This window comes from Candidatus Zixiibacteriota bacterium, assembly GCA_029860345.1.
Classification (GTDB): domain Bacteria; phylum Zixibacteria; class MSB-5A5; order GN15; family FEB-12; genus JAJRTA01.
The window spans coordinates 45,386-65,701 of record JAOUBJ010000016.1 but is presented as its reverse complement, the minus strand read 5'-3'; the positions used below and the strand labels follow the sequence as shown (position 1 = coordinate 65,701).

The 20,316-nt window shown below is 53.8% G+C and carries 11 protein-coding genes; 4 read left to right on the top strand and 7 right to left on the bottom strand.

What is annotated here, in order from left to right; genetic code table 11:
* Positions 1 to 125: 125 nt before the first annotated feature.
* From OEV49_14775 to OEV49_14745, 7 genes are all read right to left on the bottom strand, one after another.
* Positions 126 to 803: a hypothetical protein gene (locus OEV49_14775; GenBank protein ID MDH3892339.1), complete on the bottom strand. Its 678-nt coding sequence runs from the start codon at positions 801 to 803 to the stop codon at positions 126 to 128.
* 85 nt (positions 804 to 888) lie between these two features.
* Positions 889 to 2,058, bottom strand: a complete 1,170-nt coding sequence (locus OEV49_14770) for a hypothetical protein (protein MDH3892338.1) — start codon at positions 2,056 to 2,058, stop codon at positions 889 to 891.
* Positions 2,055 to 2,198, bottom strand: coding sequence for a hypothetical protein (locus OEV49_14765; GenBank protein ID MDH3892337.1), 144 nt, complete (start codon positions 2,196 to 2,198; stop codon positions 2,055 to 2,057). Before OEV49_14765 ends, OEV49_14770 begins: the two co-directional genes overlap by 4 nt.
* Before the next feature lie 10 nt (positions 2,199 to 2,208).
* Positions 2,209 to 3,441, bottom strand: a complete 1,233-nt coding sequence (nrfD, locus tag OEV49_14760) for a polysulfide reductase NrfD (protein ID MDH3892336.1) — start codon at positions 3,439 to 3,441, stop codon at positions 2,209 to 2,211.
* On the bottom strand, positions 3,438 to 4,355 hold the full coding sequence (locus OEV49_14755; protein MDH3892335.1) for a 4Fe-4S dicluster domain-containing protein: 918 nt from the start codon (positions 4,353 to 4,355) through the stop codon (positions 3,438 to 3,440). The genes nrfD and OEV49_14755 overlap by 4 nt, the downstream gene beginning before the upstream one ends.
* A gap of 671 nt (positions 4,356 to 5,026) precedes the next feature.
* Positions 5,027 to 5,374 (bottom strand): DsrE family protein, encoded by a 348-nt coding sequence (locus OEV49_14750; protein MDH3892334.1) that lies wholly within the window; start codon positions 5,372 to 5,374, stop codon positions 5,027 to 5,029.
* Between the two features lie 238 nt (positions 5,375 to 5,612).
* Complete coding sequence (locus OEV49_14745) at positions 5,613 to 6,074, bottom strand: GNAT family N-acetyltransferase (protein ID MDH3892333.1); 462 nt, start codon at positions 6,072 to 6,074, stop codon at positions 5,613 to 5,615.
* Between the two features lie 393 nt (positions 6,075 to 6,467).
* Here OEV49_14745 and OEV49_14740 point away from each other — a divergent pair, with 393 nt between their 5' ends.
* The 4 genes from OEV49_14740 (at position 6,468) to OEV49_14725 (ending at position 20,263) form a co-directional block, all read left to right on the top strand.
* Positions 6,468 to 9,563 (top strand): M4 family metallopeptidase, encoded by a 3,096-nt coding sequence (locus tag OEV49_14740; GenBank protein ID MDH3892332.1) that lies wholly within the window; start codon positions 6,468 to 6,470, stop codon positions 9,561 to 9,563.
* A gap of 685 nt (positions 9,564 to 10,248) precedes the next feature.
* The gene (locus OEV49_14735; protein ID MDH3892331.1) at positions 10,249 to 15,015 is read left to right on the top strand and encodes a hypothetical protein; all 4,767 of its coding nucleotides are present in this window, start codon (positions 10,249 to 10,251) and stop codon (positions 15,013 to 15,015) included.
* Entirely contained in the window at positions 15,012 to 18,170 is a 3,159-nt protein-coding gene (locus OEV49_14730) for a hypothetical protein (GenBank protein ID MDH3892330.1), read from the top strand. Before OEV49_14735 ends, OEV49_14730 begins: the two co-directional genes overlap by 4 nt.
* Positions 18,167 to 20,263: a hypothetical protein gene (locus tag OEV49_14725; protein ID MDH3892329.1), complete on the top strand. Its 2,097-nt coding sequence runs from the start codon at positions 18,167 to 18,169 to the stop codon at positions 20,261 to 20,263. Before OEV49_14730 ends, OEV49_14725 begins: the two co-directional genes overlap by 4 nt.
* The last annotated feature ends 53 nt before the right edge of the window (positions 20,264 to 20,316 follow it).

Sequence of the window (20,316 nt, the reverse complement as noted above, 5' to 3'; positions counted from 1 at the left end):
TATCCGAACCTCCGAGCTTGTGGGTTTGGAGCGACCCAACTACTCATTTGACTCCGTCAACCTTGGCGACTGGCGATCGGCATGCTATCCGATTGAAAGACCTGAGGACCCGCATTGATCCGATGCTAACCTGTCCGCCGTGAGATCGAAAGAAACTCTCGTTCAAACATCTCGATTGCGGCTTGATCCATCTGATCGATGTATCCCTCAATCAACCTCCCTCCATCAGAGAGGGTATTAGATTGCAGCACCGGTTGTGGTCGGCATCTCAGCACAAACTCCCTTAACCGAGCCATCTCGGCGGTCATCCATTGGCGAGCCGCCTTTCCTTTCCTGAGACCTTCACCCGCTCTGTCCAGCCTCTGTGGTTTCACCACGTAGATCCATCCGAGCTTGTACGGGTCGATCGTGAGCGTCTCCGGAGCATCCGCAAACACTGAATGTGTCTGAACCACAGTTCCGGAAACCGGCGACGTTAAATACAATTCCTTGTCACCTTTGCGAAGAATTGCCATGGTATCGCCTATGGTAATAGTATCACCCGGTTTCATCAGGTGGATATTGTCAGGCTGATAGAAGAAACTTGCAACCAACTCATCCACCCCGATTCTTGTTCTTCCCGGAGACTCTCTATCCAGCCACAGGTGACCGGGACTGAACAGATAGTCCTCCGGGAAAACAGTGGCGGGCACTCTGACCGACCCAGGGACTGTCGCTGGTTTTTTCATCCTCTTCAGGAGCCTTCCCAACAAGGATAGACCGACCAGCGCCACAATGAAGGCCAGTACCAATAAGAGTACCATCGCTATGCCTCGCTATGCTTCCCATTTGATTCCGGGATGAACAGAGCGGCGCCCATGAACGTCAAGAACATAAGCAGGATACACATTAGAATACCTCCTTTGCATCGTTGGTAAATCCACTGGACGCAGTCAGGTTTAATCGTGTCCCTGGTGGATTGGTTTTGGCTGCCCGATCATCATCGTGACAGCCGGTGCAGTCCGGAATATCATGAAACCGTCGATCGACATGGCAGTCGCCACAGTCCAGATCGACATGGTTTTCGTCGAGTTTCAACCCGGTAACAGCGTGCACGAAGTTTTCCGAATCCCACCCTTCGTGACAGCTGTTGCAATCAGCATTCATCTGTGAAATCCGCTTCCCGGTTGGGTGGCAGGAGGCGCAGTCCAGCTGGCGGTGATACTCTCCCAGTCGCCAGTGGGCCGGGTCGTGCTGAAACGGTGGCTTTTCTTTGTCACCGTGACACTTGTCACAACTATCCCCTTGGTGGCAATCATTGCAAATGGCATGAATCTCTTCTTCGGTCTTTTTCGCAGCGGTAGTCGCGGCACGGTCGTGACAATAGCCGCATGACTCTCTTTGATGACAACTGGTACACTCCAGGCCAAATAGGTCCACGTGTTCATTGTGATAGAAAGTCACCGTCGCGCCTTCGGTGTATGGTGTGTGATAGACCCGTTTGGCTGGTTTGATGATAGTGTGTTGATCGATGTCCGACATTCTCGCTCCGGCTTGCGACAAGCCGCTTGACACCGAACCGAGCGGTGCATGGCAATTGGCACAAGCGGTGCTGTGACTCCAGTCACGGTGACAGCCCATGCACTGCCGGTGATAGGCACCCTTCAGGCCAGGCTGGCCCATTGTCTGCGGCTGCGAGTGACAATCGCGACACGGCGGGAACTTCCCCTTCGGTGAATAATGATGGCAGTTGGAGCAACCACCATTCATGTCGCCCATGTTGGCATGGATACTGTGATCAAACCGGACCGGCTCGTATAGGTTACCACGCGTGCCGAGAACGATTAACCCCGGTCCTTCGGTCGGCTTGTGCGTCGATACGGTTCGGTGCGAGGAACGCATACAGCTCTTGAGACATGGATTGTCCATGGTCGGATTGGCGCACAGGTGACAGTCACTACAGGGTGGTCGTGAGATTTCTCCCATCGTGGCCGACTTGGCCACGGCGGCGAAAATGACGGCAACGGCCAGGGCTATATGAAAGGTCACCAGTAAGGATCTTTGTGTTTCTAATCTCATTTCGATTGCTCCGTGCCTTGTTTCTTGCTCGCTTTCCCACTTAATAGAAGCCAGAACAGGGTAAACAGCACCATGGCGCCTATCGCCATCAGGTACTCCTGGCCCTTGGTCATCGTCAGAAAATCTTGCAGTGTATACATACCATCGTCCTCAGTGATCGGGTTCGTTGACAAAAGCCGGGTGCCGATACAATGTGGGTGTTCGATTGACTATGAATCTGAACACGAGCAGACCGGCCGTGATTACCGTGACTGTAATTGCAATTTCCATCCAGCTTGGGACATAACGGTCGGAAGACTGCCAGTTCATGGCCACCATGGAGACATTGATCCGGTTGAAGAGGATACCCAGCACCGCCCAGGTTGCACCCACCCTGACCGCTCTGGCACTGCTCCTCCTTACCGCCCACGTAAGTAACAGGCAGGGACCCAGCACAAATCCGACCACCTCCAGCAGGAACCAATAGCCCAGTGGCGTTCCGAGCAGAGACCAAGTATGGTGGTGGGCCACACCTACCCACTTGAGACAGAAATAGGTGAACAACACGGCGGCGGCTCCTTTGCCCAACCCTACGGTGATGTCATCAAAATTGTGGTGATCGTTGGCATCGATCTGATGGCTGAAAACCCGATGGGAAAGCATCCCTTCGAATATCACCATCGTCAATCCGGCCGCGATGGCTGAGATAAAAAAGAAAATGGGCAGGTAGGGTGTATACCAAAGCGGATGCAGTTTCGACGGCGCCATCAGGAAAAGAGCACCGAGGGCCGACTGATGCAGCGTCGACAGAATGACTCCAGCAATGGTGGCGCCAATGGTCAAACGGACAGCCCACTTTCGGATATTGCGCCAACCGAGCGCTTCAAAAACGGCCGGAGAGAACTCCATGAATTGCACAGTTAAATACGTAGCCACATGCCAGCCGACCAGGAACATGACCGAGGTTACGCCATAGGAGACGAACATCGGGTACGGCAGTCGCCATGGTCGCCCCAGGTCGAAACAAAGTCCGACGATTACAAAAAAGTATCCGAGAAAGCCCGTCAGTATAGCTGGTCTGACAACCGGATGGTACTTCTTCATTCCAAACAGGTAGACGGCCGTTCCGATTGTAAACCCACCCGCGGCCAAGGCTACACCGGAGAGTACATCGACACCGATCCACAAACCCCACGGATTCGTGTCGTTCAAATTGCTGACAGCACCTATCCCTTGAGTGAATCGGATGATCGTCAACGGGATGCCGACGGCCATTATCATTGCCGCAATCACATTGAACGGCGTGATCAGACCCTTGAGATACGACTTCCATGTATGCCCCAACAGGAGGTCACTGTCGAACTGATGAGTTGAGGGAGTTTGATCCAAAGTGCGCGCCATCATGCTGCCCTTTCTTCATTGGTGTCGCCATCTTGACCGGCCGGATTGCCTCGTTCTTTTGTCGCGCGGTAAAGCCCAACCAGTAGCACCGGCCAGATGGTCAACACCAGGGGTACGGCGCTGAGGAAGCCTCGTGTCAGAAGTGGGTACTCTGTGTTACCCAAGTTCGTATCGAATCCGAGGTTTGCGAAATCGACACCGGCTAAGTAGAGCCAACTGGTTCCGCCCACTTCGTTCTCGCCATAGATATGATCCTGATATCGATCTGGGTGGTTTCGGATCTTGTCACGTGCCAATTTGATCAGATCGCTACGCTTGCCAAAGGTAATGGCTTCTTTGGGACAAATCTCGGCGCAGGCCGGTTTCCTGCCCTCTTTGATTCGATCATGACACATGGTGCACTTGCGCACCTCCGGCGAGGCGGCATCGAAGTAATCATACGCTGGAGCATAGAAGGGACATGCAACCATACAGTAGCGACACCCGATACACACATCCGGGTTGTATACCACCGCTCCCTCCGGCGACTTGGTAAAGGCTCGCACCAGGCAGGCTGAGGCGCAGGCCGGTTCGGCGCAATGCATACACTGCCGCTTGACAAAAATCGGCTTGTCGGGATCATTGGGATTGTCAAACCGGTTGACCACCGTGAAGTTGTCGGAGTCGGTGCGTCGCTGATTGTCGAACACCGAGTCGTCGGATAGATCCAAATCGGTAAGGCTGAGATCGTTCACCTTCTTGCATGCCTCTTCGCATCGCCGACAGTTGGACCCGATACAAATAGTGGTGTCGACCAGCATGCCAAGACTGTCGGGCCAGCCGTCAAACTCCTCGGTGGCCTCGGCGCCACCGGCCAGACCGGCCATGCACGAGGCGGTTGCCCCCAGTTTGAGAAAATCTCTTCTTCCAATGTTCATAAGGTGTCACCTGTTTAACCGCATTGTCCAAACCTCTCGCAATCAGCAAGTCTGCTACGTCCTTGTGATTGTATTCACATGAAACTCAATAGCAGAAGGTGTGCCAGACAACCGGCTGGCCCCACGACTATGACATAATGCGGTATACTACAATGTGTTAAGAAGAGTTACGGACCGCCAGCCAAAACCGCGATTCTCCCTGTGCCCATTTGATATGTAGGGAAACCCTACACCTTCTTAAGTGGTCCGTTATGATTGTCGTTGAACGCTAAGGGCATGCGCAGAGGGATGGGTGTGGTGATTTTCAACGGTTATAGTGGCGGAACCCTACAGTCAAACCACCGCGATCGTTCGGTAAGCAGCACCCAGTCGGGGAGCCAGGAGTAAGCTCGTCTAACTGGCGGAAGTTGGTCTTGCTGCGGATCGGGCCGCCGAATTCTCGATAACCCAGCTGCGGAACTCGTCTCGCAGACCCCGCTTTCTTGTCACACATCCGTTAACAAACACAACTACACTGCAGTCGATTCGCGTACAGGCATAGAACACCGACAGAAGTCGACATTTACGCCGAGATGTACATGACAGCCGAATCGACCGCGTATGCTGTGACTCTCGCCGATTCTCCGGCTTAAGAAATACTAAAGGGACCGATCCTGACAGAACTCGCAACGCTAGAACGTCATCAGTTTAGTACCGGATTTCAGGAACGCGGTTAGATCCGTACCCATATACTTGACTTCGATTCCAATAGATGCCAGTGTGTCAGATACCCCGTACAAGTCGGCGCACGCTTTGCATGCTTTTATATCTATGCCTTCACCAAGCATCTTCTTTATATAATCCTGGATGTCGGAGTCTTCGGAGGTCAGTTTCGAGGAAGGCCCCCAGACTATGAATGTGATCTCTTCCCACCATCCATTTTTCTTAGCATTGAATGCGTACATGAATACCATTTTGATGGCTACTTCTTTGTCACCACTCGTCCAGAGGATAACAAGGTGATCATCAACTTCATCCAATTGAGTTTGGAACTCTTTTGAACCAGCGTCATTCTGGGTGGGCTTCTGGTCCGAATCGGCAAGACAGGGCGTGAGAGCCATAGCCGACAATGCCAACAGAGCGATTAGAAATGCAAGGTTGGTTCTTTTCATGTGTATTACTCCTCAAGTTATGAATCTCTTTGGTCAGTCTCAGTATAGTGCCGTCCGAGAATCCAAACAACAGGAAGCGAGGAACGGTATTTTGACAAGGATAGAACTACCCAAGCTCCATGCGGACGATGTTTTTTCTGATTCTGACATCATCCGGCTGTTTGGATGGTACTATAAACCCCAGTTTTGTATATAGGCTTATCGCAATAGAGTTCTCTTTGACGACATTTAATGAAATTGTTTGGCAGTTGAGCTTCCTGGCTTCGTTGATTAATTCCTGGCAGAAGATTCGTCCGATACCTTTGCCCCGCGATGACGGCTTGACGACTATTCTCGATAAGTGTCCCCGGTCACTTTCAAATAGTCTGATCTGACCCAGTGCGAGTATTTCTCTATTATCATACAGAGAATATGTCCGAGTCTTCTCAAACTCGATAGCCTGGTATAACTGTTCCAATTCCAAAGGGAATCTGACTTTAGGCCCCGCCCAAACCAGACAACTCTCTGCATCCGGTATCCATGTCATAACGGTTTTTAGATCGGTTTTTATGGCAGGTCGGAAGTTCATGATTACATTCAAGTATAGTACGATTACTGCACGTCGTCAAAACCTTTCGGTAATTGTAGTTCAATTAGCGATAGCCTACTTTGTCTGTACCATCTTCATTATCGATGACAACAAGGCCGACACTGAAGCCTTCCGGCAGTTCCAAAGCAAATCAACATACAATCACCGATCGCCTTAAGATTGATCGATTGACCCCGATACAACCCCGCGCCGTCTGATACGACTATCAACCAACGTCAATAACCGACTGAAAACCGGAGCCTTGAGAATAAAGATACCCGAATCCTGCCTTTTGATTATACTTGTAAGGAATTCGAGACCGTATCGACTACTACTACGAGAAGAGGTTTGTCCTGACAACTATGTGAGACTTTTCGGCTTGGCTTTATAGTGATGAAGTTCTTCGAATTCGCAGACAGAGAGAGGATCAAATTGAAACACACCTATGTTTTTGCAGCCCTGGCCCTCACCCTTATCTCGATGGAGGCGGTTGGTCGCGAGCGTATCAGCTTGTACTCCGAATCTCCTCAATCCGGAAACGTGCATACCGTAGTTATGAATCCTCATAGCCAGACAGCCGAAGTGTTGATTGGGGATTTCCCGGCCGAGCGAGGGCTATCAAGAGAAGAGAGAGCCAAGAAACTCGCCCGGGAACTTCCGTCGGTCTTCAGGCTGTTCAACGTCAATAACGAGCTTGAACTGGTAACGGAAACAACCGACCAACTCGGTTTATCCCATCTGCGTTTCAATCAGACCTACCAGGGCATCGAAGTTTGGGGTTGTCAAAAGATTTTCCATTTTGGCCGGGATGACGACATCTATATGGTTGCCGGGCAGACTATACCTTCTCCGGACATTGACATCAAACCGAACGTCACAGCCTCGGACGCGGCTGTCGTCGCAGTAGAGCATTTGACCGACCAGCAACCACCGCAGGAGATCGTGACTAACCAGCGGTTACTGATTGTCCCGGAAGAAAACTCACCTCATCTTGCCTGGCAGGTGACGGTTACCGGCAAGAGCATTCCTTTTGAGTGGGTGGTATTCGTCGATGCACACAGCGGTCAATTCTTACACAAGCATAATGCCCTGTGTTCCGACGGTCCTGTCCTGAGTTCGGGTCCGGATTTGTGGAATGTGAACCGAGAGTTCCACGCTTACCAGATTGGTAGCGACATATCAATGATTGATGGTTCTCGATCAATGTTCACACCACCGGTGGATGACCTCAACGGAGTGATTGTTACTTACAAAGAGATTTTGTCCGGCAGCGATCCGGTTATTGATCCCAATCAGGATGGAATATTCGACGACAATGATGTTTTGAAAGCAGCCGTTTCCTGTCACTACTGGACCGAACAATCTTTTGAGTACTTTTATGATCGGTTTGGCTTAAACAGCTGGGATGGTTCAGGTGGCACAGTCCGCGTGAGTTTTTTTGATTCTGCCGACTACAACAACGCCTTCTTCACACTTACTGAGCTGGGTGATCCCTATATCGGCTTTGGTGACGGTGACGGTGAGAAATTTCGTGAATTCCACGCTGATCCCGATATCGTCGGTCATGAATTCACGCACGGCGTCACTCATTTCTCAGCCGGCCTTATTTACACCTTTGAATCGGGCGCTCTGAACGAGTCTTTTTCCGACTTCTTCGGTAATATGATCGACGGTACTAACTGGCTGATGGGTGATCAGACCGTCCTGGCCGATCCCGGATATTTACGCAATATGGAGAATCCGCACTTAGGATACGGATATCCCTTTGAATTCGGTGGTGTGCAACCGGCTCATCTGAGTGAGTTTGTAGACATGCCGATAGGCATCGACAATGGCGGCGTTCACTTTAATTCCGGTATTCCCAATCGGGTCGGATACCTGGTAGCCAGTACAATCGGTCGTGAGTCGGCGGCGGAAATCTGGTATCGTACTTTGACGGTTTATCTGACACCTTCTTCGAGCTTTGATTTTTGGGCACTCATGCTCACGACTGCGGCGGACGATTTGTACGGATCGACAAGTCCGGAGTTTGATGCTGTCGTGGCGGCGCTTGATTCGGTAGGTTTCGGCTCAGTGTTGGTGTTTCCCTCGGAGATCGATGGAGGCGTACTTGTTCATGGTGAATTATGGGACACAGTCATTACACTTCAAAACCGCACAACTGAGACGATTACGATTACCGATATAGAGAGTTCTCAGGGGCATGTGGAAATAGGTACGACTCTTCCAGTCACAACTTCAATATCAAATCCTGTATCAATAGACCTGTACTTTGACGCCACAGAAATCACGGATCCGTGCGACATCGGGACTATTAGAGATACACTGGAAATCACAACTTCGTCGATCATCACGCCTGAAATACTCGTACCGATTGAGCTGCTTCTTGGCGCCCCTACGACGGTGCTGGATCACGATACTGCTGTTATAACGCCAACAAACTGTTTTGAGATTCGGCCGACCAACCGGGGCGGACTGGAAAGGCTGTTTTCGCTCTTCGACTACGGAGGATACATAGGCTATAGGGGTCACTTATTCAAGGGTAACTTAGCGTTTATCGTTATGACCGTTGTTGGTGTCGACACGATTATGTATCAAGGATTCACTTCAAATTATCTCTTACTTCACCAATATCCTGAGCCAAACCTGGTCCCGGTGCAAGAACTTGAGTACGAGGAGGCAATCAACTCAGACTCCCTTGTATCCGGCGCCTTCGCCAGTAATGATGGTAGAATCAAAGGTACTTTTCGTTATCAGTATGAGACGGGAGGAATGCCGATCGGCTATTGCGGGACATATATAACTGTCGAGTACACTCTAACATCCGATTGCCCCGAACCGCAACCTGTACTCTCTGGAATCCACGGTTACATTCTCAATCCAAGCTATGAAGGCACCGGCGACACAATCCCTTACTTGATAGATAGTGCGAACCACATGATTACTATTCCCTGGGTTCCGCAGAACACTGGAGATTCAATCGTAACCGGTTTGGCGGCGTTGGACGACCCGCCCCGTAATGTACGGCTGATTACACACTCCTATCCCGGCGTATATTACAACCCCGGTCACATGTATCGCCAGATGGAGATGACCGAAGATGGCATACAGGTTCCAAATCATGATGGAGGTCTGAGCCACCTAATCACCTTTGCTATGGATTCGCTACAGGCGGGAAAGACTCTCAGATATCGTGCCGCCTACTTGTATTCGAGGGAAGGTCATGCCGGACTTCATAATGTCCTGGATCAAATACACGCCACCTCTCCCTCGGCCTGTTGCGAACTGAGGGCCGACCTTGACCACAGCGGGTCTGTTGACATTTCGGACCTTGTGCACATGGTCGATTACATGTTCAGCGGCGGAATCGAACCATACTGTTATTATGATGCGAGTATCGACGGCCTTGGCGAAGTCGATATCTCCGATTTGGTCTATTTCGTTGACTACATGTTCACCGGCGGTGATGCACCGCCCCCGTGCCCGTAGTCGATACGGAACGGTGCAGGCGCGCTCGAACGATTGATTGATTCGAAGGATCTGGTCGTCGTCCAACCGGCAGCGCCGGACCAGGTTTTCGGTTAATCTGGCCACCGTGTCCTGGAGAGGCCGAGTTTTTGAGTGTTGCATCGCCGGATGAGTTGGTCATATTCTCGTTTTCCGTCCTCGTGGATAGGATACCCAGTTGTATCTATCATACAAGATAATGGACGAAGACTCTCCACTCTCATTTTACAGGTCGGTTGATATGCAGCACAGTATTAATGCAACCCGGGCTTTGTTGGTTTCTGAACCGCCGCGGCGTAAGCCATTGGCATTGACTCGCTTCACCGGGGGTGGGAGCACCCCTGGGTGCACTGAACGACCCATTAACGGACAGCCACCTGCCTTTTCAGACTGTCTGAAAAAGACCGTGGTTGGAACGCTTGGTCTGTAGAATCACCTTGACAGGCTATGAGGGCGAATATATGTTTCGGCATCCGCGTATCAGGCCAGAGGAGCCGATACTTTGTCCACCCCCCACAGAAGTGGTGTTGAGTGGATCATGGCAAAAGGTACCTGATGGTAACGGCTGGCGCAGTGCGACATTTTTTGCTCAATCATCAGGCTGTTGAGTCTCTATAAAAACTAGTCGATCGAATTAATCGCCAAGGGCGCCGAGCCCGGAGTTGTTGTGGCATATTCACTGGATAAACGGGCTCTTATCCCGCTTTCTGAGATAATCGAACAAGCAGATTTCCCGCTTTCTGATTATCTCCCGCTGGATCAACTTGCTGCTGTCTTCGACAACCTGTATTACACCGAGGCGGTACTTTCGGACGACGGAGACAACCTCGTCATCGAGATACGATTAGCCTGGGAGGGTGCACTCGAACTGAGAATTCCCGGCTGCGATCTGTTCTCGTTGGTCCTCGCCTCGGCCGGAACGGAGTGGTCGACTGTCGCGGCGATAATGGTGATCGGCCCGGACTTTTCGATAACCCTCGATGATCTCACCTTTGGTCTCAGGTTTGACGAAAGCGTCTTGAAAGATGTCAACAGTAATGGACCGGCCGAAGTTACCATTACCGGTGATGTTGGCTTCTCACCCGACGGGATCACAATCGAAAACGCCACCGGGCCGAGCCTGGACCCTGCCTACCTCTGCGGAACCGGCATCATTGTCGAGGCTCAGGACATTCGGCCAGTGTTCGGCATATTCGATCTCCCTGAGTTCCTGGTCGATCACGAGGATTTTCAGGGTGTTGCCATAGAGTTGCTCGCCGTGACCATTCCCGCCGAGTACCTGAACACCGATCCCGGCGCCGACCTTCAGATCGCCATAGCCAATGCCGCCATCGGCAGTACCGGCTTTACCGGCAAGTGCGAGGTGCTTTCGGCCGACCTGGCCAATCCTGTTTCCGGCAGATTCCTTGGATATCCGCTGCGCTTCAAAAGATTCGGGCTGGACATTGTCCAGAATGCGTTGATTGAGGCGGCCCTGGCTGTTGATATTCACCTCGACACCTTTGACGAAGGCGGCAACGAAAAGTGGATCGGTCTCGACGTTTCATTCAACGCCAATGGAAACTTTTCGGCCGCTTTGTCGGCTGTACAGCCGCCGGAAGCCGGCGGTGGCGCCGCCTCTTTGGTGACTATTGGTTATCCCAACGTTGCGGATTTCGCCATCAACTCGGCGCGCGTGGCTCGTAATGGCGGCATCTATGAGATTTACATGTCCGGTGGGTTGAAGATACTGCTTGATGGCGCCACCTGGCCCGAAATCACCTTCGACGAAATCGGCATCAATTCAAACGGTGAGTTATTGCTTCCCGAAGGCGCCGGAATCACTTTCGCAAGCCCGCTTGTAGTGCAGTGGTATTTTGTTCGACTGACCATCGCCAAATTCCGTTTTGCTCGCGGCGAGTCAAGCCAAACGAGCCTGCTGATCGCTCTGTCGGCCGAAGTGAATCTTGTCGAAGGCGTACCGGCCGGGGCATCGGTTGAAGGGCTTACCATTGAGTGGGACCCGTCAGCGGGCGGCAACCCATCGGTTAGTTTTGAAGGCATCGGTGTCCAGTTTGCCGTGGCCGGTGCCTTTTCTGCCGGCATCGAAGTCGCCTTCAAGAATGAAGCCGGCGTTATTGAGTTCCGCGGCCAGGGCGCCCTCGAACTCTACGCTCTCGATATGGCCATCGATGTCGGTATCATCATCGGTTACAATCAAGCTGACGATTTCGCCTTCCTTTATCTTTTCGCAGACGCCCGTCTCCTCCCCACCGGTATTCCCATTGCCCAGACTGGTTTGTCTATCTACGGTTTCCAGGGGCTTATCACCGCCAACATGGCGCTGCAGATCAACACCGGGCTGGCGGCCGATGAACGTTATTACGAGGTTTTCACCAGACCCCCTATCGGCATAACTCACATGTCCAAGTGGGCTATGAACGAAGGGCAAAATGCGATGGGTGTCGGAATTGTCATCGGCACAGCCGATAAAGGCTTTTCGCTTAATGTAAAAGGGCTGTTGGTAATTGCCTTCCCCGACATCACCCTGCTGCTCCAGTGTCGCGCCAATTTCCTCAAAACAAAACCGGACCTCTCAACCTCCAGTGAGGGAAACCTGGATGCCCTGCTTGTCTACGCTTCCGGACAATCCACACTAAGCATCGACATCGTGGCCTACTGGGGAATGCCGCATCTCTTCCAGGTAACCGGTGCCGCGCGGGCTTTCTTCAGCTTCAGTGGTGTTCCTGGCTGGTTTCTGATGATCGGCGAAAACAGTGACGGTAAGCGCGTCTCCGCCCAGGTACTGGAGGTTAACAACACCTGGTTGTTCAGCGCCGGATTCTGGTTCAGGCTTGACGAGGACGGTGTCTTGACCGGGATAAAAGTCGAAGTCGGTGAACGATACTCCAGGAAAGGATTCTGGATCGAAGCACGCGGTTCGGCGAAAGGCAAGATGGGACTCCACTGGAACCCATCGCAGTGGGAGGGATCGCTTAAACTTGCAGGTCGAATAGGCGCCGGTTACAAAGGCGTTTCAGTCGGCATCAGACTGGGTGGATATCTGGGAGCGAACGTTTTCCGACCCACGGAGGTGAGGCTGCGGGCCAGGGCTTGTTTTTCTGCCCTGTTATGGGATGTCTGCAAAAGCCATACTTTCAAATGGAAAAGACCGAATCCGCCCCAACTGGAATCACCCCTGGTCAACTGGGCGGCAACACCGCGTCATTGGACCCCCGATCTTACCGGCACGGCCCGACCGGATGAAAACTCCCAGGTCACTCTGGACACCGGCCTGGTCAGGATAGCCGGCGGGACTCCTACCATAAAGCCGCACAGTGCGATCAGTCTGGATTTCGCCCGGTCTATGAAAGATGACACCGGTGACTTTAACGAAGCTGTTGCGCTTTCCGACGACGGTTTTGTCACTATCGGCCAGCGCTCAAACTACTCGGCCAGGTATGTACTCAACGACGTGGAGCTTATACGAGACCCCGGCGGCGCCGACGAAAACATCGCTCTCTGGGGAACCTGGGCTCGGGAGACACCTCATTATAATACCGTCTTGCGCCTGCTCTCCTCGAAACGGTTCGGCCACGATGGAACTTCGAGCAGCAGCTTTGTCGAACCACTCGATATTGATTACTGTGATGAGCCGGAAGACACTGTTGTCTGTTTTCCGTTGGACGATCTTGAGCCCGGTTATGGTTGGCTCCCGGACGGGTCCCTGTATCACTGGGAGGTGGGTGACCCCGATGATGACAGCCGCGACAACGAGGGCGGCGTAACGCTGGGTGAGGGCGATGTGCTGACTATTATTCCTCCGGGGCCGGTGAAGGACCCCGAGGTGGTGACAAAGCCGGATGATGGAAACGGCGCCAGGCCGGATGGATGGTGGTGGAAACGACTTTGCCGCATACCCGCCTGCCGCTTGGTATTCGCTGCCGCCGTGGCAATTGTACTGGCCTTACTGATGTTGCTGCGCCCCATACCGAGTATCCTTCCACCGCACGTACTGCTTCCCATACTGCTGCTGGTTGCCTTGTTGCTTCTGGTGTGGGTATGGATGTGTCACTGTCGGCGGCGTCGGGGGGAAGACTGCGGATCATGGGACAAAGAGAAACCTTCCGCCCAGTCAACCGACAAGGACCCACCGGATGAAAAACCAACCGACCCCGATGATCAAACACCGGGCGCGGATGACAGCGACCCTGACGACACCGATGATAGCCCGACCGAAACCAAACCGGCCGAGCAGGATGAGCAGGGATCGATTGTAATAAAACCTGAAAAGGGCAAGACGTTTACCAGAATTTGCTACAAACCGGGCCACGGCCCGTCGCAGTGGGTCACCGGCACCCAGAGCGGCGGTACATTGACCACCCATGAAGAGTGGACAGTTCCGCCTGAAGCCCAGATTCTTCAGCCCAACCAGTTGTATGAACTAAGAGTGAGTCATACGCCGCAACTCAAGGGTCCCGGGAACAGCGTTGATTCACAGCTCGGCTCACCGGTGGTCGAATCACGCCGGTTCCGCACCAGTGGCCCGCCATTATATGTCAATGCCCTGATCAACTACGTGCAGAAAGTGTATCCATCCAACGGCAATCGGCCGGTCTACACCGGCTATGATCTTGAAGTTGTCTTTCACGAAGCCTACGTGCCCTTCTTGTATACATCGGTGGGTGCTCAACTTCGCTTGCGACTGCTCGACGGACAGGGTAATGTCATTCGCGATGCCGAAGGTAACGTGTTATTGCTGGTGGTCTCATCTGAAGGCGAGGTTACCCAAAGACTGTCGGAACTCTGGTGGGAAAGAGTCTATCGTGAAAATGTAACACGCGGCTGCATCGAAGGTGTACCGGATTTCTCAATTGGATACAATACAGCCGATATCGATCTGGCCTCAGTAGATGCCGCCTTGACGCCAAACAGTCAATACATCGCGCAGTTGGTCAGCAACGATGCCATCGATGTCCCGCTATTTGAGTGGAGCTTCACCACTTCAGCCTTCGAAACTTTCACCCAGTTGTTGTCAAGTGGCCTGAGCACCGATATCCCCCATGTCACACTGGACGACGCCGCTACAGCCGGAGATTTTGATACCGTCTGTCGGCGGATCGGGCTTCGCACGATAAATTACGTCGATCGGTCAAAGATCACCCCCATCTTAAACATCGCACAAGATCGGGTCCTGGGGCTGCTTATCGAAGCTCCCGAACCGCTTGATGCCGTTCTCCGACTGACCGTCACTCTGGATAATAACAACACCCGCTTGATCGCCAATGTCGATCAGACTCGGGTGATTGTCGTGCATCACGATGGAGACTCGTGGCCGAAACAGCCGCTGGCGCTTAAAGCGACCTGGCTCAGAGATATCGGCAGTGTCGGTCAAACCTATGCGGTGGCCGGGGACACGGCCGCCGAAGAAGTGGAATATGAGGTGATGCTATGAGCCCAGGTATCTTTAATGCCGCCCAGGTTCAGATTCCCCCGACTCTGGTGGCGCCAAGTGATATCGATATCATTGCCTGCCGACGCAATGCCGGACCGGGATTGGACGACAGCACGCATGTGTATGGTGTGCGTTGGGGAGCACGATTCGATCTTCACTATCCTCTAAAGGGCTGGCTGGTCAGTCGCCTCGTCGATGGCCAACACCAGAGGCATCTCAATAACGGCAGTCCGTTCACTCTTCCCAGCACCAATTCCTGGAGCAACTTCCAGACTGACGCCGAAGCCCGGCGTCCCGCCGCGGGTCCGTACTTTACCACTATTGAGCAGGACAATCTCGAATTCCTGCTCCCCTTAATCCGGTTGGTTGATCCTTCCACACCGCTCACCGAGAGAATACCACTCACCTCAATCGTCGCCGATCACCTCGGTCATCCTCACGAAGAAGACGCCGGTCTGGCCTGGAACTACTGGCAACAGAATGATCCTCCACCGTTGGCCAATCTGCTGGCCGGAAGTGATTCCGCGGCGGTCACTCACTATTACACCACCCGCGCCTGGCATTTCCTTTTGGCGCTGGCCTTACGGTTTGAGTATGCGGTGCTTCTCGGACTCGGCGCCGATGACGTCGTGGACTTGCAGGGCGAGATAACCTATCAGGTGGAGGCTCAATGGGCCACTACCCAAGGCACGGCTCTGAGCGACCCGGCTAAGACCAATCTGCCCTGCTACGTGGCGCCACCACCCAACGCCCAGGCCGACCGCCGCCCCGGCTTGATTGAACATCCGGCCTTCGCCTCTTTTGACTACTGGGCTTTTCCGGCTGAGATGGCGCCTCAAGACCCGGATGGCAATCCCAAACCTACCGAACAGATGATAGTAAAGTGCCCGACATTGTATACCGGCTTGGCCTGGTCGGAGGCGCCTCATCCCGAGCGCCTGCTTCACCACGAAGCTGTCCTCTACGAACTCTCTCGTTTCCATCACGGTCGATCGACGGCGGCGCAGCCGACCGCACCGGCGCTGCCCCCGGATGCCGCTTTTACCGAACTGGAGCCGGGTGAACTGACCATGCATTCGGACACTGTACCTCAATATCTCGATCGTCCCGGTATGCCCTGGCCACCGCACGAAGGACACTATGTATACCGAGTGCGCGGCGTCAATATCCTGGGCGTAAAATCGACCGGAGCTGCTCAAACGTCGGTGCGGCATTTCGATGATATGGCGCCGGCGATACCGTCGGTCGCTTTGGTGTCGGACAGCCAACTGACTTTCAACTCGACAAACCCGACCGTGCAAACCGACCTGGACGTTCTGTGGCATGCCAGAGAAGATTTCAACGGTCCCGATGCGACCGAATTCCGAATCAGCACCTCATGGATTCCCAAGTCGGCCGTTGCTGTGAGCATTGAGTCGGTGGCCGATATCGACGGTCTCACCGCGGACTTGACCGTGGCCGATCTGCCCGGCACGGCCGATCAATATGTGGGAGTACCGCTTGTCACACCGGGAGGCGGATATTCGATTAAGACGCATACTGTCGGCTCCCCGGCCACTATCACGGTTTACAAGTCATCAGGTGGAACGCCCAGTACACCGTCATCTGGTGTCATCTACACCTCCGGTCCAGCGACGGCGCTGACGCGCGTGGCGCGACATGCACGACGGCCCTCGATTCCTGCCAAGGTCTCGACCGTTCACAACCTGTCACCTTTGGTCGTCGAACTGACGACCTTGACCGCCGACAACTTGCCTGATGGGGAACCGGTTTCTCTTTATTTCCATCTGCTGCGTTCGTCATTCGAGGCCGTGCCCACAGGCCCGAACCGCTGGCGGATTCCAGAACCATCCGCCCAGGATCAACGCCTGGTAGTCCTGTCGACATGGCGAGCAACTTCCGATCCGGTTGCTCATCTGGAGGAATCTCCGGTAATCGTCTACCCCGGTCATACTGTCGGCGTCGATCTGCAACCCCCGGCCGGGTTTAGAGCCGGACTGCTGGAGCTTCATGTAACGGCGGCGGATGGCGCCGGTTATATCTACAGTCCTAACCTGCCGGCCACAGATACCAGCTTGACGGCCCTCACCGGCAACGAAAGCAACGCTGCCGTGGCGGCCATCTCGGTACGTTCTACCGACCCGCCCGTGGCACCGACCATCGCTCCCTTTGATCCGTCAATCATAACCTGGGCGTCATCGGCGGCGGTCTACGCCGAAGATGCAGAATTCGAACTCACCTGGGATGCTGTCGGCGGCGTTTCACACTACGAAGTGTGGCGGGCGATGGAAGGAGCCATCACCGGCGCCCATGTTGACATGTCCGATTCTGACCTTCGCACACTGGCCGCGGCTCAACCCGGCGCGTTTGACATGCGCAGCAACGAAGTGTATCTAAACAAGTATCGTGACCGAATACCCGGACGCTCACCGACAAGAGTGTTATATCGAATCCGGGCCGTAGACATTTCAGGCACACCCGGCCATTGGTCCGACTTGATCGGCCCGGTGCGGGTGCCCGATGTTCGACGACCGCCGCAGCCGAATCTACTCTCGGCCGCCCCTCCGGACGGACAAACCGAGCGGACGATCCAACTTACCTGGACCCAGGCCGGTCCTGTTGACGGTGTCAGATTCGAGATCGAGGCGCGCCGAGGTCTCGACCAACCGGCAACTCATCTGGGCACCCTGCCCCCCGGCAGCGGCCCGGATGCTCAGGGTCGATACACGGTAAGCATCCAGAACGTGACGCCCGGGGTCATATTCCATTACCGGTTGACGGCCGTGCGGAGCGCTCTTGATCCCGCCGATCCCAGCGGTAACGCTCACCGCGATATCCTCGGCAGTCCATCCGATGACCTCCCGGCCAGGGCTTTGGGTGATCTTACCGGACCGAGCAACGTGACAGCAACCTACGACACCACATCGGCGGCCGTCGTCGTTAGTTGGAAAAATGAGGATGTTTATCGGTCGCTCGAAATCCGACGAAAACTGAGTGACGGCTATCGATATGATCGGTTGGCCGTAATTGAGCCTGATGTGGAATCTTTCACCGACACAACAGCCGCAACAGGGACACACAAGTATCGGGTTCGCAGTCTGGGTGCTTCACGTCTTGCTGACAGTGATGATTCGAATGAGGTGGTAATACCATGAGAGATTTTTTGAGGTTCATGTTTTCCGCAGCGGACCGAGATCGAATCGATCCGGGATCGATCATAGTCGAAGATACGACTGTCCCGCCCGCGGACCAGGAAGGGGTCCCGCTGCAATCGATGAAAATCAGTGGGACTGTGATAGACCCAACTGCACCAGCGCCACAACTTCGTCCCCTCTTTCCAGGTGAAACGAGGTTTCTGGCGAAGGCTGCAATGGCTGCCAATCTGCCGGACTGGTCGGATGTAGACCTGACCACAGCGACATACAACAGTTGGCAAACAAATGGTATTCTCGAAGGTACTCTCCGGGTCATAGACCAACTGCCGGATGTCAAGAAAGGACTTGATGAGCAGGGTGCCTCTCTACAGGAGGTGCCGAATATTGCCTGGTATAGTCCGGTAATACTCTCTGAGAACTTCCTCTACAACACTGTTGCCAACCCTCCATTATCAACGCGCAAAAAAATAAAGGGTCCCAATTCTCCCGTGGCTGTTCTTCCAGGCTCGTCGAATTGGCCAAAACACGCCGTCGCCTGGTTTCTACAAGGGCTTTACCCGCACATCCTGAGACTGGGCGCCGACGCCACGCAAGATGATATCATCCGGCTTGACATGCCCACGATTAAGATGGCCGCCGATGGGTCCTTTGATCTGTATATTACAATGGCCAGATCGCAACCGGCGAGCGACCGCAAGTCCCACTTATTCGACGATGCGTCTCCCGGGATAGGCCGCCTTTGGGCTGCCCATTCAATGAACGGCATTATCCCAGCCCGCCATGTCTATCGTGAGCTTAGGAACAATCTCCTTGACGCCAACCTCTCGCATGCGGTAGTCGATGCCATCCTGATTGACTGGCCGAATGCTCGTCGTTACCAACCGGTTCGTTTTACCCGTACCTGGCTGCAGACTCTTGCTTCCGGCAAGAAAGTCAAGAACTGCTCGGTGTATTTTCCAAAACAAAAGATCAAGGTGCGCAACTTGGCCGACGACAGCATCCGGCTGGAAAGAGAGATACCTGCCCACGGTGTTGTGTACGTACCGGTGGAACCGGGCGAGACCGGCGCCAACCAGCCGCAAGTGTTGATCGAGATTTCGGGAAATATGAAATGGCTTGACGGCTCGACGCCTAATTCATGGCAGTTTAAGGGCGACACAACCCCACTACTATACCACCTGGAAACGGACCAGCCGCACATCATTCTCCGGCTGCCGATGTCGCAGGCGATGTTCGAAGAGCCGCAGCCGATAAAGGCTCCCAAGGGACCCCGATGTACCTATTTATCCTTCCGGCGCACGGTGCGCGCCCTGGTGGACAACCGCATAGCTGGCGGGCGGCTGAACCGCAAACCTGGTAAAACGAGCAGACCAGTCAGGGCTCTTATTACCGAGGCCTTTGGCGAGACCGGGTTGTCTCCTGCCAATCGGCGTGTCCGTGTTATAGTCAAAGGCCGACCACCCGTCGCAGCCACAGACCTCAACGCGGCGCAGGAAAAACTAAGACGTGTTCTGCAACCTTTCTTCACGGCTCCTGCTGTTGCCGCCAGCGCCCCCGGTAAGGACCTCACCGTGGCGGATGTTGGCTATTATATATGGCTTTCCTCCGTGACGATCGCCTCCCATGCGGATACCAGTCCATATTTTGTAAATAATGTCCACTTCGGCCGAGGCGGCGCAGGCGCCCTGGTCTACCTGGGTCTGGCCGATGGTTATGCCTTTGATTCCAATCAACTACCATCTGAAATCGGCAACACTGTAGATGACGCTCTGGGTTACTACTACCGTTTGGCCACCGCGATGCGCGACAACCTGATAGAGGGAGCAGCCCTGCAATTCTGGGATGAATCCGCCCAGTTTGAGGAGGTGAAACAGAGAAGACAACCCTGTCCTGGCGAGTGGTGCGGTCATTCTCTCCTGTTTCATAGCTATAAAACGAGCGGCGGCGTCAGGACCGGAGTGAATCTCGTTGATCAGTACAGTAAAAGAAAAAAAATCCAGACTTCCCCTTTCTCGGGGCCAGACAATAATCGTCGCCTAAAATGGGACGATTTTGGGGCCAATATCTGGTGTGCCGCAAACTGGAAAGAATAACAGACAGGCACGAGTCGGTTGTCTGCCAGGCGTGTTGACTGAAGTTCCAACCC

Bases quoted from the DNA above. Each gene is read 5' to 3' on its own strand.
- OEV49_14775 (MDH3892339.1), bottom strand. From the start codon at position 803: ATGGTACTCTTATTGGTACTGGCCTTCATTGTGGCGCTGGTCGGTCTA.
- OEV49_14770 (MDH3892338.1), bottom strand. From the start codon at position 2,058: ATGAGATTAGAAACACAAAGATCCTTACTGGTGACCTTTCATATAGCC.
- OEV49_14765 (MDH3892337.1), bottom strand. From the start codon at position 2,198: ATGTATACACTGCAAGATTTTCTGACGATGACCAAGGGCCAGGAGTAC.
- nrfD (MDH3892336.1), bottom strand. From the start codon at position 3,441: ATGATGGCGCGCACTTTGGATCAAACTCCCTCAACTCATCAGTTCGAC.
- OEV49_14755 (MDH3892335.1), bottom strand. From the start codon at position 4,355: ATGAACATTGGAAGAAGAGATTTTCTCAAACTGGGGGCAACCGCCTCG.
- OEV49_14745 (MDH3892333.1), bottom strand. From the start codon at position 6,074: ATGAACTTCCGACCTGCCATAAAAACCGATCTAAAAACCGTTATGACA.
- OEV49_14740 (MDH3892332.1), top strand. From the start codon at position 6,468: ATGAAGTTCTTCGAATTCGCAGACAGAGAGAGGATCAAATTGAAACAC.
- OEV49_14730 (MDH3892330.1), top strand. From the start codon at position 15,012: ATGAGCCCAGGTATCTTTAATGCCGCCCAGGTTCAGATTCCCCCGACT.
- OEV49_14725 (MDH3892329.1), top strand. From the start codon at position 18,167: ATGAGAGATTTTTTGAGGTTCATGTTTTCCGCAGCGGACCGAGATCGA.